Consider the following 14,760-nt stretch of genomic DNA (forward strand, 5'->3'; position numbering starts at 1 on the left):
TTATATTTATTTCTTCATCGCATTTAATTTTGTTTCCACAAAAGCAGCTTCTGCTCTGCATGAATAATCGAAATGCGTATTCATCGATTCCTGCATGATTTCAATGCGGGCGATTTGATCTTCTGAAGGCGGCTCGTTTAAAATCTTATCAATGATCTGATTCATTTTGTTCGCCACTTCTTCATGGAATTCAGGACTTAACTTGACTTCGAGTGGAACCTTCTCATACCAAGCGGCTCCGTTTTCGATGTAGTCTTTCCAAACCTTTACGAAGTCTTCTAAATTAAAACGTTCTTCATCCCATTCGATATTCGCCATGTAAGCTTCAAATATTTTTGAGATGGAGCGTGTGATGCTGCTTTTAACGCCTGTCGGCAATGTTTTGTACATGGTAAACCTCCTACACTCCGCAAGAAAGAATAGCAATCACTTTCTGCTATTCCCCTCCTATGTATTTCCCTGAATCATTTTACAGGAATGAACTTTCAAATTCAAATTCGAGCTTATTTTTCAACTACTGGCCCTAAAGCGAAAAGAATATCACATTCACAAGCGATTTCTCCATCAACGGTAGCAATCGCATGGCCTTTGCCCATCGACCCGCGAAGCTTCGTCAATTCTACTTCTAACCGCAATTGATCGCCCGGTACAACTTGCCGTTTAAAGCGGCAATTGTCAATGCCCGTGAAGAATGCCAAACGGCCCTTATTTGCTTCTAACTGCAATACAGCGGCCGCTCCGACTTGCGCTAAAGCCTCGACGATCAGCACACCCGGCATAACCGGATATCCTGGGAAATGGCCATTGAAAAATTGTTCATTTGCTGAGACGTTCTTTAATCCGACAGCTTTTTTGCCCGCTTCGATTTCTAAAATCCGATCCACCATTAAAAATGGATAGCGATGCGGTAAAATGGCTTGAATTTGTTCAGTCGTTAACATAATCCCACTCCTTCAACCGTAATTTATGTATCTTGCTTGAAACTCATACAAGCGGAAAAATTATTTTTTTCCGCTCATAATATCTATTATATGCTGCCACGTTTCCCATTTCAGCGCATCCCTTGCTTCGCCGTCCCCGATCACGCCATAACCGACCATAGCCCCTAAAATTGCAGCCAGGGCAATCAATACGAGAACAATGATGATTCGAAGCCAAATTGGAAATAAACGAATTTGGACCCACCAAGTCTGTTTCTCATCTTTTTCTGGGGCCTTTTCGATTTTTGCTTGTTTTCGAAGGGAAACTTTCTTTTTTGTTTCAGCCATTCGCTCAGTCAACCTTTCTATTGATGCATGCCTCATTTCGAGGCAGTCAATCTTCAAGAATTCTATACGGCAGTGAATCTATCCTCTATCCCCTTTTAAGAGATCCGGATTTCCACTTCGGTAATATGCATTAATTATCATTATACTAAAGATTTTTACCATCGCCATAAGGCATTCTGCTTAAAAGTCGCCTGATACCTTTATATGCCTATTAAACCCCTTTAGAAACAGAAGAAATTCACGGTTCAAATCTGGCCATATGCCGGATTGGCTAAAATCCCAAGAGGATCAATGCTAAAGCTTAACCAAAAACTTAACTGCCACATTCGAATAAGTTCAACTGATTTAACGGCGAGAAAGTTTTTGCATATTATCTAAAAGGATGCCGGTTCCGAGTGCCACACAATCCATCGGCAATTCAGACAAGGAAACCGGAACTTTCAATTCTTCTGCAAGCAATTGGTCAATGCCGTGAAGCATAGCTCCTCCACCCGTTAAAATCACACCGCGGTCAATAATGTCCGCAGAAAGTTCGGGCGGCGTTTTTTCAAGCACGCTTTTCGCAGAAGCAACAATCATTGCAACAGATTCCTTCAAGGCTTCTTCTATTTCAGCAGACTGGATCTTCACTACCCGAGGCAGTCCCGTCATCATATCACGGCCGCGAATTTCCATTTCTTCGTTGCGGCTGCCGCCATACACTGAACCGATCTCGATTTTGATATTTTCTGCTGTACGGTCGCCAATCAATAATTTGTATTGGCGTTTTACGTATTGAAGAATGTCTTGGTCGAAAACATCGCCAGCCACTTTAATTGATTCACTCGTTACGATATCGCCCATGGATAAAACAGCAATATCCGTCGTCCCGCCGCCGATGTCGACGACCATATTGCCGCTCGGCTGGTAAATGTCCATCCCAGCACCAATTGCCGCCACTTTCGGCTCTTCTTCTAAAAAGACTTTCTTGCCGCCGGATTTTTCGGCTGCTTCACGGATCGCTTTTTGCTCGACGCTCGTAATATTAGTCGGACAGCAAATTAAGATGCGTGGTTTAGTCATAAAGCCTTTAACCTTCAAACGGTTTAAGAAGTACTTTAGCATCATTTCAGTCACATCAAAATCTGCAATGACGCCATCTTTAAGCGGTCGGACTGCCACAATATGTTCAGGTGTGCGTCCGATCATTTTGCGGGCTTCTTCCCCAACCGCCAAAACGCGGTTTGTTTTTCGGTCAAGCGCAACAACCGATGGCTCATTTAATACGATTCCCTTGCCTTTTACATGGATCAAGACATTTGCCGTTCCTAAATCAATACCGATATCTTTTGAAAACATTATTACGCTTCCCCTTCCAGCTTTCTGAACCTAATGTGCTATCTAAAAAGACTCTCCTAAATGAACATTTTAGCATAGTGTGATTAGAAAAGAAAAAGAATTTTCAAGGAATAAAGACCCGATTCGCATCATAAAATATTTCAACGACCATAAAATTTTGTGATATTGATTTGGAGCAATACGCTTCTAAAATCGAACAAAACAAAACCCATGAGGCGAATTTGCCTCATGGGTTTTTAGAAGAAAAATAAATGATAGAAGAATTAGACCGTTTGTTTTTCTTTGACTTCAGCTTCTACTGTCGATACACGTTCAATATCTGCTCCCAAAGCGGCAAGTTTCGAATGGAAGTTCACATAGCCACGATCTAAATGATGCAACTGGTTAACGCGTGTGATGCCGTCAGCTGCTAGTCCTGCTAGTATCAATGCCGCTGCAGCTCTAAGGTCCGTTGCTGCAACTTCTGCTCCTTGAAGCTCTGAAGGGCCTTCCATGATGACTGAGCGTCCTTCAATTTTAACTGCTGCATTCATGCGGCGGAATTCTTCTACATGCATGAAGCGATTTTCGAAAACTGTTTCTGTCAAGATGCCATTTCCAGTAGCCGTCAACATCAAAGCCATCATCTGTGATTGCATATCCGTCGGGAATCCTGGATGCGGCATTGTCTTAATATCAATCGAGCGTAGTGGACGAGAAGCACGAATGCGCAATCCTTCCTCTTCCTCTTTGATTTCGACACCCATTTCACCCATTTTAGAAATCAATGCAGCCATGTGTTCAGGTACTGCATTTTCGATAATAACATCTCCTTCAGTGATGGCAGCAGCCACCATGAACGTTCCAGCTTCTACGCGGTCAGGAATAATATAATGAACTGCACCGTGCAATTCTTCTACTCCTTCGATGCGCATCGTATCTGTACCCGCACCTACTACGCGGCCACCCATTTCATTGATGTAGTTCGCTAAATCTACAATCTCAGGTTCTTTTGCCGCATTCTCAATGATTGTCACGCCATCAGCTAAAGCAGCTGCCGACATGATGTTTTCCGTTGCGCCGACACTCGGGAAATCAAGATAGATTTTTGCTCCGCGAAGTCTTCCATTTACATTTGCTTCAACAAAACCGTTGCCAAAAGTGATTTGAGCACCCATCGCTTCAAATCCTTTTAAATGCTGATCAATCGGACGAGAACCGATTGCACATCCACCTGGCAAGGCAACTCTAGCGAATCCATTACGCGCAAGCAACGGCCCCATCACCAAAATTGAAGCACGCATCTTTCTCACATATTCAAATTGCGCTTCACTAGATAATGTTTCTGATGAATCAATCACCACTTCATTCTTTTCAGGGAAGTATTCAATCGAAGCATTCAAGCTTTTAAGCACTTCTTGAATAGTATAAACGTCTGCTAGATTAGGTACTTCCTTAATAATGCTTTTTCCTGTTGATGCGAGAAGTGCTCCTGCAAGAACTGGCAAAACTGCATTCTTAGCCCCTTCTACCCGAACTTTCCCTTTTAATTTTTGGCCGCCTTTAACGATAATCTGATCCACTGATATGCCCTCCATATGTTAAATATTCATCTATATGTACCTTTAAAGTCCAATGTCATAGTTTAGAAACAAAACCTTTTCCATAATACCCGTTTTTTATTAAATATACAAGTAACTTAACGCTCATTTTAGTAGTTATATTATCCAGTTAGTATATCATTCGTACAATACCGGGTCCTTATGTCCGTCCTAAAAAATTATATATTACATTTTGATTACAAACTTAAATTTCCCTTATTTTTAAGAGATAAACATGGTTTTTGTTTATTTCCCAGGAAATAAACAAAAAGGTTTGCTGTTTTGCCATATGGGCGAAAATCGCTCTCATGGCAAACTAGCAAACCTAGAATAAGTAAGGCAATTGTCTTGACCACGAAGAGATATTCAAAAAGAAAGTCGATACGGCAGTTCCAATGGCAATGCTGAGAAAGATATAAAGGATTTGAGCTTGCAGCACATGCTGCTTGCGGATCCATTTCTCAAACATCACGGCACGCAATGCGTAAAAAGCGACGCCTGTAAAAAAGATATGGCTGAATATTGAAATGAGGGCTTGCTGCCCAATGGCGGTCTCCATTTAACTGATTCCCTCCTATTTAAAAAAGCGGGCAAAAGTCAATTGCCCTTCTGCCCGCTCGTAAAATTCTACTCTTTTTATTTAATGCCCAAACATTAGCAGCTCATCCCTTAGGTCATCAGCCAGTCCAGCTCTGTAGCAAAAGCTGCTTTCACTAGTCTGCCTTATACCCGCCGGAACTAAACAGCCGCTTCCGCTTTTGTCATTAAATATTACCCTCATAAACGTTGATACGATTCTTCGCACGTCTTAATGCTAATTCTGCACGTTGAAAGTCGACTTCTTCTTTATTCGCCTGAAGCATCGCTTCTGCACGTCTTGCAGATTCTTGTGCACGCGCCAGATCGATATCTGTCGCAAGTTCTGCAGACTGAGCAAGAATCGTCACTTTATCCGGACGAACTTCTAAGAATCCGCCGCTTACAGCTGCTAATTCAGTCGAGTTCTCTTTCTTTAATCGGACTGCACCGATGCCAAGAGGAGCTACTGTAGGAATATGGCCAGGCAAGATACCCATCTCGCCTGTCGCTGTAACTGCTATTACCATAGAAACTTCTGAATCGTATACCGGGCCGTCGGGAGTGACAATATTGACTGTAATGGTCTTCATTTTTTCCCCTCCTGGTCCCTTGTTTTAGACTTCTACGCCCATGCTTTTAGCTTTTTCAATAACGTCTTCGATACGTCCAACTAGACGGAAAGCATCTTCCGGCAAGTGATCGTATTTACCAGCAAGAATTTCTTTGAATCCTTTGATCGTTTCTTGAACTGGAACATAAGAACCTTTTTGGCCTGTGAACTGTTCAGCAACGTGGAAGTTCTGAGAAAGGAAGTTTTGGATACGGCGTGCACGGTTAACCGTCAGCTTATCCTCATCACTTAACTCATCCATACCAAGGATGGCAATGATATCTTGTAGTTCGCGGTAACGCTGAAGCGTTTCTTGAACTTGGCGGGAAATTGCATAGTGTTCTTCACCAACGATTTCAGGCGACAAAGCGCGTGAAGTTGAAGCCAAAGGATCCACCGCTGGGTAAATACCCATTTCCGATAGTTTACGCTCAAGGTTAGTTGTCGCATCCAAGTGAGCGAAAGTTGTAGCCGGAGCCGGATCCGTATAGTCATCGGCTGGTACATAGATCGCTTGGATAGATGTTACAGAACCTGTGCTTGTAGTCGTAATACGCTCTTGCAATTGACCCATTTCAGTAGCAAGTGTCGGCTGGTAACCAACCGCTGAGGGCATACGTCCTAATAGGGCAGATACTTCAGATCCTGCTTGTGTGAAACGGAAAATGTTGTCGATGAACAAAAGAACGTCTGCGCCTTGCTCATCACGGAAATATTCTGCCATCGTCAAACCAGTCAAGGCAACACGCATACGTGCACCAGGCGGCTCGTTCATTTGGCCGAAGACCATTGATGTTTTCTTGATAACGCCAGAATCGCTCATCTCGTGGAATAAGTCATTTCCTTCACGTGTACGCTCACCAACACCAGCGAATACGGATAAACCACCGTGTTCTTGTGCGATGTTGTTGATCAATTCTTGGATAAGAACTGTTTTACCTACACCGGCACCACCGAAGAGACCGATTTTACCACCTTTGATGTAAGGAGCAAGCAAGTCAACTACTTTGATACCTGTTTCAAGAATTTCAACTTCTGTGGATAAGTGTTCGAAAGTCGGTGCTGAACGGTGAATCGGGTTACGGCGCTCAGTTGCTGGAATTTCTTCCCCTAAGTCGATTACTTCTCCTAGTACGTTAAATACGCGGCCTAAAGTTACTTCTCCAACTGGAACAGTGATAGCACTGCCTAAATCGGTTACTACTGAACCACGTTGCAATCCATCGGTGGAATCCATCGCAATTGTGCGTACTGAATCATCACCAAGGTGAAGCGCCACTTCAAGTGTCAATTTCACTTGTTGTTGGCCTGGACGATCAATATATACAGTTAGGGCGTTGTAAATCGCTGGAAGTTGGCCATTCGCAAACTTAACGTCTACAACCGGACCCATAACTTGAAGAACGTGTCCTGTGTTCATGCTGTTCCCTCCTGTCTTACTTTTTTTCTTATTATTCAAGGCTTCAGCGCCTCCCCCCCTCGGGACCTTAAGTCCGTCGGGGCTAGATGGACGCTTGCACTTTTCTTATTGTCCAGTTTCAGCGTCCAGCCCCTCGAGTCGCTTCAGCCTTTCCAGCACTGGCAGAGAACGCCAGTACCGGCAAGGCTTCCAGCGCTTGTCGGGGCTAGATGGACGCTTGCACTTTTCTATTCTAACGCGGCTGCTCCGCCGACGATTTCAGTGATTTCCTGAGTGATCGCTGCTTGGCGGGCACGGTTATATGAAAGAGTCAATCCATCGATCAACTCACTTGCATTATCGGTTGCGCTCTTCATAGCGGTCATGGACGCAGCGTGTTCACTTGCCTTACCGTCAAGAACTGCACCAAAAATCAAGCTTTCTGCATATTGGGGAAGAAGAACTTCCAAAATCGCTTCGGCTGATGGGTCAAACTCGTAAGAAGCAGTTGAACCAGTCGTTTCGATATCCGTTAATGGCAAAACTTTCTTTTCGGTAACTTCTTGCTGAATAGCAGAGACAAAGTGATTGTAGTACATATAAACTTCATCATACGTACCATCTGAGAACATACCAACAGCTTTGCGCGTTATTTCTTTAATATCAGCGAAACTCGGGTGATCTGGAAGTGCGATTGCACTATCAAGAATCGTCATTCCCTGCTTAGCAAAGAAATCCCGTCCTTTACGGCCAATACTTAAGATAACGAACTCGTCATTTGAGGTATGGCGCTGACGGATTTTGCTCATCACTGTACGAAGAATATTACTATTGTATCCGCCTACTAACCCACGATCCGAAGTGATGACAAGATAAGCTGTTTTTTGTACTGGGCGTGTCGTCATCATTGCATGGCTCGTATCGTTCGATCCGGCCGCGATTGAAGCGACAACATCCTGAATTTTTTCCATGTAAGGAACGAATGCTTTCGCATTCAATTCAGCACGGTTCAACTTCGACGCAGAAACCATCTGCATCGCTCTTGTAATCTGGCTTGTTTTCTTGGTTGAAGTAATACGGTTTTTTATATCGCGTAAAGATGCCACTGGTATTTCACCACCTTATTATTTTTTCTTCTAGTCCGAACGAAAGTCTGTTAGAGCCTCTTCCATTCAGCAGCTCCCTAAGTTACTGCTGAATGTGGAGTTTCTCTTATTCTGATTTTGCGAATGTGCGTTTGAATTCGTTGATTGCTGCGCCAAATGCTTCGTCAGAAGGCAAACCTTGCGTAGTGCGGATAGTTTCTAAAACTTCTGTGTGGTTAGAATCCAGCCAGCTTGTCAATTCAGCTTCAAAACGTTGAATATCTTGAACTGGAATATCATCAAGGAATCCACGAGTCAATGCATAGAAGATGACAACTTGTTTTTCAACTTTGATTGGATTGTTCAAATCTTGTTTCAATACTTCAACTGTACGTTTCCCACGCTCAAGTTTTGCTGCAGTTGCTGCATCAAGGTCTGAACCGAATTGAGAGAACGACTCTAGCTCACGGTATGCAGCCAAGTCAAGGCGCAATGTACCCGCAACCTTCTTCATCGCTTTGATCTGAGCTGAACCACCAACACGTGATACAGAAAGACCAGCGTTGATTGCCGGACGTACACCCGAGAAGAATAGATCTGATTGAAGGAAGATTTGTCCATCAGTGATCGAAATTACGTTTGTTGGAATATAAGCAGAAATATCGCCCGCTTGCGTTTCAACGAATGGAAGAGCTGTAATCGAACCAGCACCTAATGTTTCATTCAATTTTGCAGCGCGTTCCAATAGACGGGAGTGCAAGTAGAAAACATCCCCTGGATATGCTTCGCGGCCTGGAGGACGACGTAGCAATAGCGACAATTCGCGGTAAGCCGAAGCTTGTTTAGTCAAATCATCATATACGATCAAAACGTGTTTGCCATCGAACATGAACTCTTCCGCCATAGAAATACCTGCATAAGGAGCCAAGTACAATAATGGAGCTGGTTGAGATGCAGATGCAGTCACGACGATTGTGTAATCCAAAGCACCGTTTTTACGCAAAGTTTCTACTACGTTACGTACAGTAGATTCTTTTTGTCCAATTGCTACATAGATACAAATCATGTCTTGGTCAGCTTGGTTCAAAATTGTATCGATCGCTACAGAAGTTTTACCTGTCTGGCGGTCACCGATGATCAATTCGCGCTGTCCACGGCCGATTGGCACTAGAGCATCGATCGCTTTGATACCTGTTTGAAGTGGTTCGTGAACCGATTTACGGGCCATAACCCCTTGTGCAGGGCTTTCGATCGGGCGAGTTTTAGTTGTGTTGATCGGTCCAAGACCATCAACCGGTTGACCAAGCGGATTTACTACACGTCCGATTAGTTCTTGTCCTACTGGTACTTCCATAATACGGCCAGTTCGACGTACTTCATCGCCTTCTTTGATGTCTGTGTAAGGTCCAAGGATAATGATACCAACGTTGTTGGCTTCCAAGTTTTGTGCCATACCTAGGACACCAGTAGAGAACTCAACAAGTTCTCCAGCCATGATGTTGTCGAGGCCATGAGCGCGTGCGATACCATCACCAATCGTGATTACTGTACCGACGTCGTCAACTTTCATCTCAGATTGATAATTTTCAATCTGCTGTTTGATCAAGACACTGATTTCTTCAGCTTTGATGCTCATGTATTTCACCCTCTCATAATTTCCTGAATTAACCGATCAACTGACGCTGCAAACGGCCCAGTTTTGAACTGATGCTGCTGTCATAAATGCGGTTTCCGATTTGAAGACGCAATCCACCGATTAGGGATGGATCAATAATGTTTTCGATGCGCAAAGATTGCTTACCGATTTTTTTAGCGAAAGTTGAAGAAATCGATGCACGTTCTTCTTCCGTCAACGGACGGATTGAGTATACTTTTGCATCTTCGATTCCTTGTGCTTCGTTTGATAAGTTAATGAATTCTGTAGCCAAGCCGCTGACTTCGTTTAAACGTCTGCGTTCTGCCATCAATTGAAGTGTGTTCATTACGTAGACGTTAACGCCGTTGAATACTTCATTGATTAAGTTCGTTCTTTTTTCAGCTGATAATTTTGGAGAAACAATCAGATTGTAAAGCTCAGGAGTCAGTTCAAAGACTTTCTTCACCTCACGCAAATCCATTTCTACCTTATCAACCACTTCATGTTTTTGAGCGATTTGGAATAAAGCTAATGCGTAGCGTTCTGAGACTTGGCTCATTGCACTTCGCCTGCCTTCGCAATCGTTTCGTTAATCAACTGACGGTTGTCTTCTTCAGAGATTTCTTTTTCCAACACTCTAGATGCTGCAAGCAATGACAATGCCACAACTTCTTCGCGTACTGCAGAAATCGCTTTTTCTCTTTCGTTCGCAATTTCTTGTACAGCTGCATCTTTCATGCGGCCAGCTTCAGCGCGCGCAGTCGAGATAATGTCCTGACGCGAAACTTCGCCTTGTTTTTTAGCATTCTCAACGATTTCCTGTGCTTGCGTACGCGCTTCTTTCAATAAGCTGCGCTGTTCTTCAAGCAACTTTTGTGATTCTTGGCGGCTGTTTTCAGCCGTTACGATTTCACTAGCGATCAATTCTTCACGCTGCTGCATGATTCCCATCAAAGGTCCCCAAGCAAATTTCTTCAATAGCAACATCAAGATGATGAAAATTACAAGTGTTGCTAAGATATCTCCGATATTCAAAAACTCCCCGGCTGCACCGAGTACGAGGTGATCAAAAAACACGATTGTTTCACTCCCTTCAAGAGCCTAAAATTCAGTTTCTTCTATTATAAGATCTTTAATGTAAGATGGTTATTCAAAATTGAAATGGGCCATACAAACATAAATGGCGAAAAACCTGCCGAAGCATTCCCGCCATTTAGCTTAATGTATGAAGAGCTTGCTACTATTGGTTCATAACGATGAACGCGATAACTACAGCGATGATCGGCAATGCCTCAACCAATGCAACCCCGATGAACATAGTTGTTTGAAGAACGCCACGTGCTTCTGGCTGGCGAGCGATACCTTCAACTGTTTTTGAAACGATAAGACCGTTACCAATACCTGCGCCTAGTGCTGCTAAACCTACTGCGATTGCTGCTGCTAATAAACCTAATGAACCTGTCATTGTAATGTGTCCTCCTCAGGATAGTTGTTTTTTCTGCTCATTTTGAACAGTTTATACTCAATGGTCGTCGGCAACTTTATGCGATAAATAAACCATCGTCAACATAACGAAAATAAACGCTTGGATTGCTCCGATAAAGATCGAGAATCCTTGCCATGCCATCATTGGAACGATAGCTGAGGCAAATCCGAATACACCTGCTGATGCAAGTCCTGCCAATAACGTCAGCAAGATTTCACCTGCATAGATATTACCGTAAAGACGCAGACCGAGTGTCAGCGTATTTGCGAATTCTTCAATAATTTTGAGCGGGAATAAAAACGGCATAGGTTTCAAGTAACCTGCGCTGTATTCTCCCAACCCTTTCAATTTGATGCCATAATAATGGCTCAAAATGATGACTGTGGCTGCCAATGTCATTGTCACTGTTGGATCAGCTGTCGGTGATTTCCACCAAAGATCTCCATTGACGACTATTGCAAAAGGCAACCCTAACATATTCGAGACGAAGATGAACATGATCAGCGTAATTCCAAGAACGTGGAATCGTCCGCCGTCTTTCCAGTCCATGTTGCTCTTGATAAGCCCTTTTACGAAATCCATGATCCATTCCATAAAGTTTTGCATGCCCGTTGGTTTGAGCTGCAGATTCCGTGTAGCGATAAAAGCAATTAGGAATACGATAATAGCGGCTACAAGAAGCATCATAACGTTCGATAAGTTAAACCAGATCCCGAACACTTTAAGCATAGGAGCGCCATGATCCACGATAGTTTCACCTCTCTTTCCACTTTCTTAATGGTGTTTCACATGATAAACAATCCGTTCTGCTAAAAGCAGAACATAAGGGATCATCAACCCGATTACTGTACTGACCAAGTGAATATGCTCTGCGAATAATAATGCCAACGCAACAGCAGCTACACCTGATGCAAACCGTAATGCCGTTCCAAGCGAACGAACTTTCGAGCCTTCTGCCACCGCCCGGTCGAATTTTTCCATCCGGCGAACCAAAATCCACATATTATAAAGACCAAACAAAGTTCCGATTATCAGGCCTGCGAAAACTTCTTGATAAGGGGTAAACCCCCAACCAATAACGAATGCCGCCAGGATGAAATACATCATTCTTTTTTGTCCTGCATAAATCTCCCTAAGTCCATCCATTATTATCTGTCTCCTGATTCGAATTTTCGGACGGTCTGTAGCATTGCCCACACACCGGCAAACATGCCCGTGAGCAAGCAGATGATTAAGAAAAGCGGGGCGGTTCCGAATTGTTCATCGAGCCACATACCTGTGAACGTACCGATGAGCACGGACCCGACAAGTTGTGAGAGGATAGCACTGTAAAGCGCCATCGCTTGTAAGGGACTTTTTGTTGGGCGCATGATAAACCCCTCGAGTTTCGTTTGATTTGACATTTTACCCCTATAAAAGAGCAGTCGCATCAGGCTTTCGGAACAACATCTATATGTAAGAAAACCTTCTCATGCATACCCTTTGTAAGCATACAATAGGGGTAAAATCATGTCAATTACTAGAAGTGAAAAACTTCACAAGCAACTACCCTTCGACATATTCTTGACAAATTCGTGTCCAACATGTCCTCTCAACAATTCCGCTATTTATTTCTCAGAAAAATACGTGTGCAGCGCTTCAACGATTCGGCGGGAAGCTTCCCCGTCCCCATAAGGGTTTGAAGCATGCGACATTTCTTTATATGCGTTTTCATCTGTCAATAATTCTTTTGCCATTGAATAGATGGTTTCTTCTTCCGTACCCGCAAGCTTCAACGTTCCTGCATCAATTCCTTCAGGGCGTTCCGTCGTATCACGAAGTACCAGTACCGGCTTGCCGAGTGATGGTGCTTCTTCCTGGACGCCGCCAGAATCCGTCAAGATGATGAATGAACGTGCTGCGAAGTTATGGAAATCCAAAACTTCAAGCGGTTCGATTAAATGGATGCGCGGATCGCGTCCTAAGACTTCATCTGCCACTTCCCGGACAGCCGGGTTCATGTGCACGGGATAAACCACTTGGACGTCATCGTGTTCTTGAATCAATCGCTTAATCGCACGGAACATATTGCGCATCGGCTCTCCAAGGTTTTCGCGTCGGTGAGCTGTCAACAAGATCATCCGGTCATCGCCGATCTGTTCAAGGATCGGATGGCTATAAGTTTCGCGCACCGTCGTTTTCAATGCATCGATCGCTGTATTGCCGGTAATGTAGATGGTTTCTTCTTTTTTGTTTTCATCACGCAAGTTTTGCGCAGATTTTTCAGTCGGCGAAAAGTGGATATCAGCCATTACGCCCGTCAATTGACGGTTCATCTCTTCCGGATACGGCGAGTATTTATTGTGCGTACGCAGACCCGCTTCTACATGGCCGATGGCAATCTGATTGTAAAACGCTGCTAAACTGGCAACAAAAGTTGTCGTGGTATCGCCATGGACCAACACGATGTCCGGCTGTGCTTTTTTCATCACTTCGTCTAAACCGAGCAAAGCACGTGTCGTAACGTCGCTCAATGATTGGCGGTCTTTCATAATATTCAAATCGTAATCCGGCGTAATCTGAAATGTCTCAAGCACTTGATCAAGCATCTGTCTATGCTGAGCTGTGACCGTCACAATCGGCTCGATTGTTTCCGGATGCTTTTGAAGCTCGAGCACTAGAGGCGCCATCTTGATTGCTTCCGGGCGCGTGCCAAAGATCGTCATTACTTTCCACTTTTTCGTCAAACTAATCAACCTCGTTTTCATATTATTTGAGTGAGGAAGTAATCGCCTTTGTTTCCGGCAATCGCTTACCTGACTTATTGCTTTTACTTGTCCAGATAAATTCCAACTACACAGGGCTAAACGGGCGCTTCCGCTTTTCTACTGTCCAGACTCCAGCGCCCAACCCCTCGAGTCGCTTCGCCCTTTTCGGCAATGGCAAAAACCGCCATTACCGGCAAGGCCTCCAGCGCTTGTCGGGGTTAAACGGGCGCTTCCGCTTTTCTCTTGTCCAGACTCCAGCGCCTAGCTCTTCGGGACATAAGCTGCTTCGGCTGTGCGGCTGAAAAACGCCGCTTCGCCGAATCATCTTATGCCTGTCAGAGCTGACCAGGCGCTTCCGCTTTTCTGTTTACTTCGTGCCGAACAATCTGTCTCCGGCGTCTCCGAGTCCTGGAACGATGTAACCGTGGTCATTCAATTTTTCGTCAAGTGCCGCGATGTAAATATCCACATCCGGATGCGCTTTTTGCAAAGCTTCTACACCTTCTGGAGCTGCGATGATGCACATGAAGCGGATTTTAACAGCGCCACGTTTTTTAAGTGAATCCACTGCTTCGATTGCAGATCCTCCTGTAGCAAGCATCGGATCAACAACAATCAATTCACGTTCTTGAACGTCTGAAGGCATTTTAAAGTAGTATTCAACCGGCTGCAAAGTTTCCGGATCACGGTATAAACCGATATGCCCCACTTTAGCAGCAGGCATTACTTTCAAAATACCATCTACCATGCCAAGACCGGCGCGGAGAATCGGCACGATGCCTAATTTTTTGCCAGAAAGCACTTTTGAAGTTGTCAATTGAACAGGCGTTTCAACTTCAATATCCTCCAACGGCAGATCTCTCGTAATTTCAAAAGCCATCAATGTAGCAATTTCGTCTACCAATTCGCGGAATTCTTTCGTTCCTGTAGATTTATCACGGATATAAGTCACTTTATGCTGGATCAACGGATGATCAAATACATGTACTTTTCCCACGGCACATCTCTCCTTTTCAAACTTTATCTTAAATA

At 44.0% G+C, this 14,760-nt stretch carries 18 protein-coding genes; all 18 read right to left on the reverse strand.

The window, feature by feature from the left end; genetic code table 11:
* Positions 1-6: 6 nt before the first annotated feature.
* Positions 7-390: a hypothetical protein gene (locus NFU07_RS05420; RefSeq protein WP_251475632.1), complete on the reverse strand. Its 384-nt coding sequence runs from the start codon at positions 388-390 to the stop codon at positions 7-9.
* A 113-nt stretch (positions 391-503) separates the two neighbouring features.
* Entirely contained in the window at positions 504-941 is a 438-nt protein-coding gene (fabZ, locus tag NFU07_RS05425; RefSeq protein ID WP_052650698.1) for a 3-hydroxyacyl-ACP dehydratase FabZ, read from the reverse strand.
* Positions 942-1,001: 60 nt separating this feature from the next.
* A complete protein-coding gene (locus NFU07_RS05430) occupies positions 1,002-1,268 on the reverse strand; it encodes a DNA-directed RNA polymerase subunit beta (protein ID WP_251475634.1) in 267 nt (88 codons plus the stop codon).
* A gap of 345 nt (positions 1,269-1,613) precedes the next feature.
* Entirely contained in the window at positions 1,614-2,606 is a 993-nt protein-coding gene (gene mreB / locus NFU07_RS05435; RefSeq protein ID WP_251475636.1) for a rod shape-determining protein, read from the reverse strand.
* Positions 2,607-2,869: 263 nt separating this feature from the next.
* On the reverse strand, positions 2,870-4,168 hold the full coding sequence (murA, locus tag NFU07_RS05440; protein ID WP_251475638.1) for a UDP-N-acetylglucosamine 1-carboxyvinyltransferase: 1,299 nt from the start codon (positions 4,166-4,168) through the stop codon (positions 2,870-2,872).
* Positions 4,169-4,511: 343 nt separating this feature from the next.
* Complete coding sequence (locus NFU07_RS05445; protein ID WP_235197074.1) at positions 4,512-4,745, reverse strand: DUF1146 family protein; 234 nt, start codon at positions 4,743-4,745, stop codon at positions 4,512-4,514.
* A 205-nt stretch (positions 4,746-4,950) separates the two neighbouring features.
* Complete coding sequence (locus NFU07_RS05450) at positions 4,951-5,355, reverse strand: F0F1 ATP synthase subunit epsilon (protein ID WP_235197075.1); 405 nt, start codon at positions 5,353-5,355, stop codon at positions 4,951-4,953.
* Positions 5,356-5,379: 24 nt separating this feature from the next.
* Positions 5,380-6,795, reverse strand: coding sequence for a F0F1 ATP synthase subunit beta (atpD, locus tag NFU07_RS05455; protein ID WP_251475640.1), 1,416 nt, complete (start codon positions 6,793-6,795; stop codon positions 5,380-5,382).
* 227 nt (positions 6,796-7,022) lie between these two features.
* A complete protein-coding gene (atpG, locus tag NFU07_RS05460) occupies positions 7,023-7,880 on the reverse strand; it encodes an ATP synthase F1 subunit gamma (protein ID WP_235197076.1) in 858 nt (285 codons plus the stop codon).
* 106 nt (positions 7,881-7,986) lie between these two features.
* Positions 7,987-9,495, reverse strand: a complete 1,509-nt coding sequence (gene atpA, locus NFU07_RS05465) for a F0F1 ATP synthase subunit alpha (RefSeq protein WP_052650690.1) — start codon at positions 9,493-9,495, stop codon at positions 7,987-7,989.
* A 28-nt stretch (positions 9,496-9,523) separates the two neighbouring features.
* Positions 9,524-10,054, reverse strand: a complete 531-nt coding sequence (locus NFU07_RS05470; protein ID WP_251475642.1) for a F0F1 ATP synthase subunit delta — start codon at positions 10,052-10,054, stop codon at positions 9,524-9,526.
* Entirely contained in the window at positions 10,051-10,572 is a 522-nt protein-coding gene (atpF, locus tag NFU07_RS05475) for a F0F1 ATP synthase subunit B (protein WP_251475643.1), read from the reverse strand. The genes NFU07_RS05470 and atpF overlap by 4 nt, the downstream gene beginning before the upstream one ends.
* A gap of 163 nt (positions 10,573-10,735) precedes the next feature.
* On the reverse strand, positions 10,736-10,960 hold the full coding sequence (gene atpE / locus NFU07_RS05480; RefSeq protein ID WP_006829234.1) for a F0F1 ATP synthase subunit C: 225 nt from the start codon (positions 10,958-10,960) through the stop codon (positions 10,736-10,738).
* A gap of 57 nt (positions 10,961-11,017) precedes the next feature.
* A complete protein-coding gene (gene atpB / locus NFU07_RS05485; RefSeq protein WP_251475645.1) occupies positions 11,018-11,728 on the reverse strand; it encodes a F0F1 ATP synthase subunit A in 711 nt (236 codons plus the stop codon).
* A 27-nt stretch (positions 11,729-11,755) separates the two neighbouring features.
* Positions 11,756-12,127 (reverse strand): ATP synthase subunit I, encoded by a 372-nt coding sequence (locus NFU07_RS05490; RefSeq protein ID WP_251475647.1) that lies wholly within the window; start codon positions 12,125-12,127, stop codon positions 11,756-11,758.
* Positions 12,128-12,129: 2 nt separating this feature from the next.
* Complete coding sequence (locus NFU07_RS05495; protein WP_251475648.1) at positions 12,130-12,351, reverse strand: AtpZ/AtpI family protein; 222 nt, start codon at positions 12,349-12,351, stop codon at positions 12,130-12,132.
* 237 nt (positions 12,352-12,588) lie between these two features.
* Positions 12,589-13,707 (reverse strand): non-hydrolyzing UDP-N-acetylglucosamine 2-epimerase, encoded by a 1,119-nt coding sequence (wecB, locus tag NFU07_RS05500; protein ID WP_285835939.1) that lies wholly within the window; start codon positions 13,705-13,707, stop codon positions 12,589-12,591.
* A gap of 388 nt (positions 13,708-14,095) precedes the next feature.
* Positions 14,096-14,725 carry a uracil phosphoribosyltransferase gene (gene upp / locus NFU07_RS05505; protein ID WP_235197082.1) on the reverse strand — a complete coding sequence of 210 codons (630 nt, stop codon included), beginning with the start codon at positions 14,723-14,725 and terminating at the stop codon, positions 14,096-14,098.
* Positions 14,726-14,760: the final 35 nt, after the last annotated feature.

The organism is Planococcus sp. NCCP-2050 (assembly GCF_023708025.1).
GTDB lineage: Bacteria > Bacillota > Bacilli > Bacillales_A > Planococcaceae > Planococcus.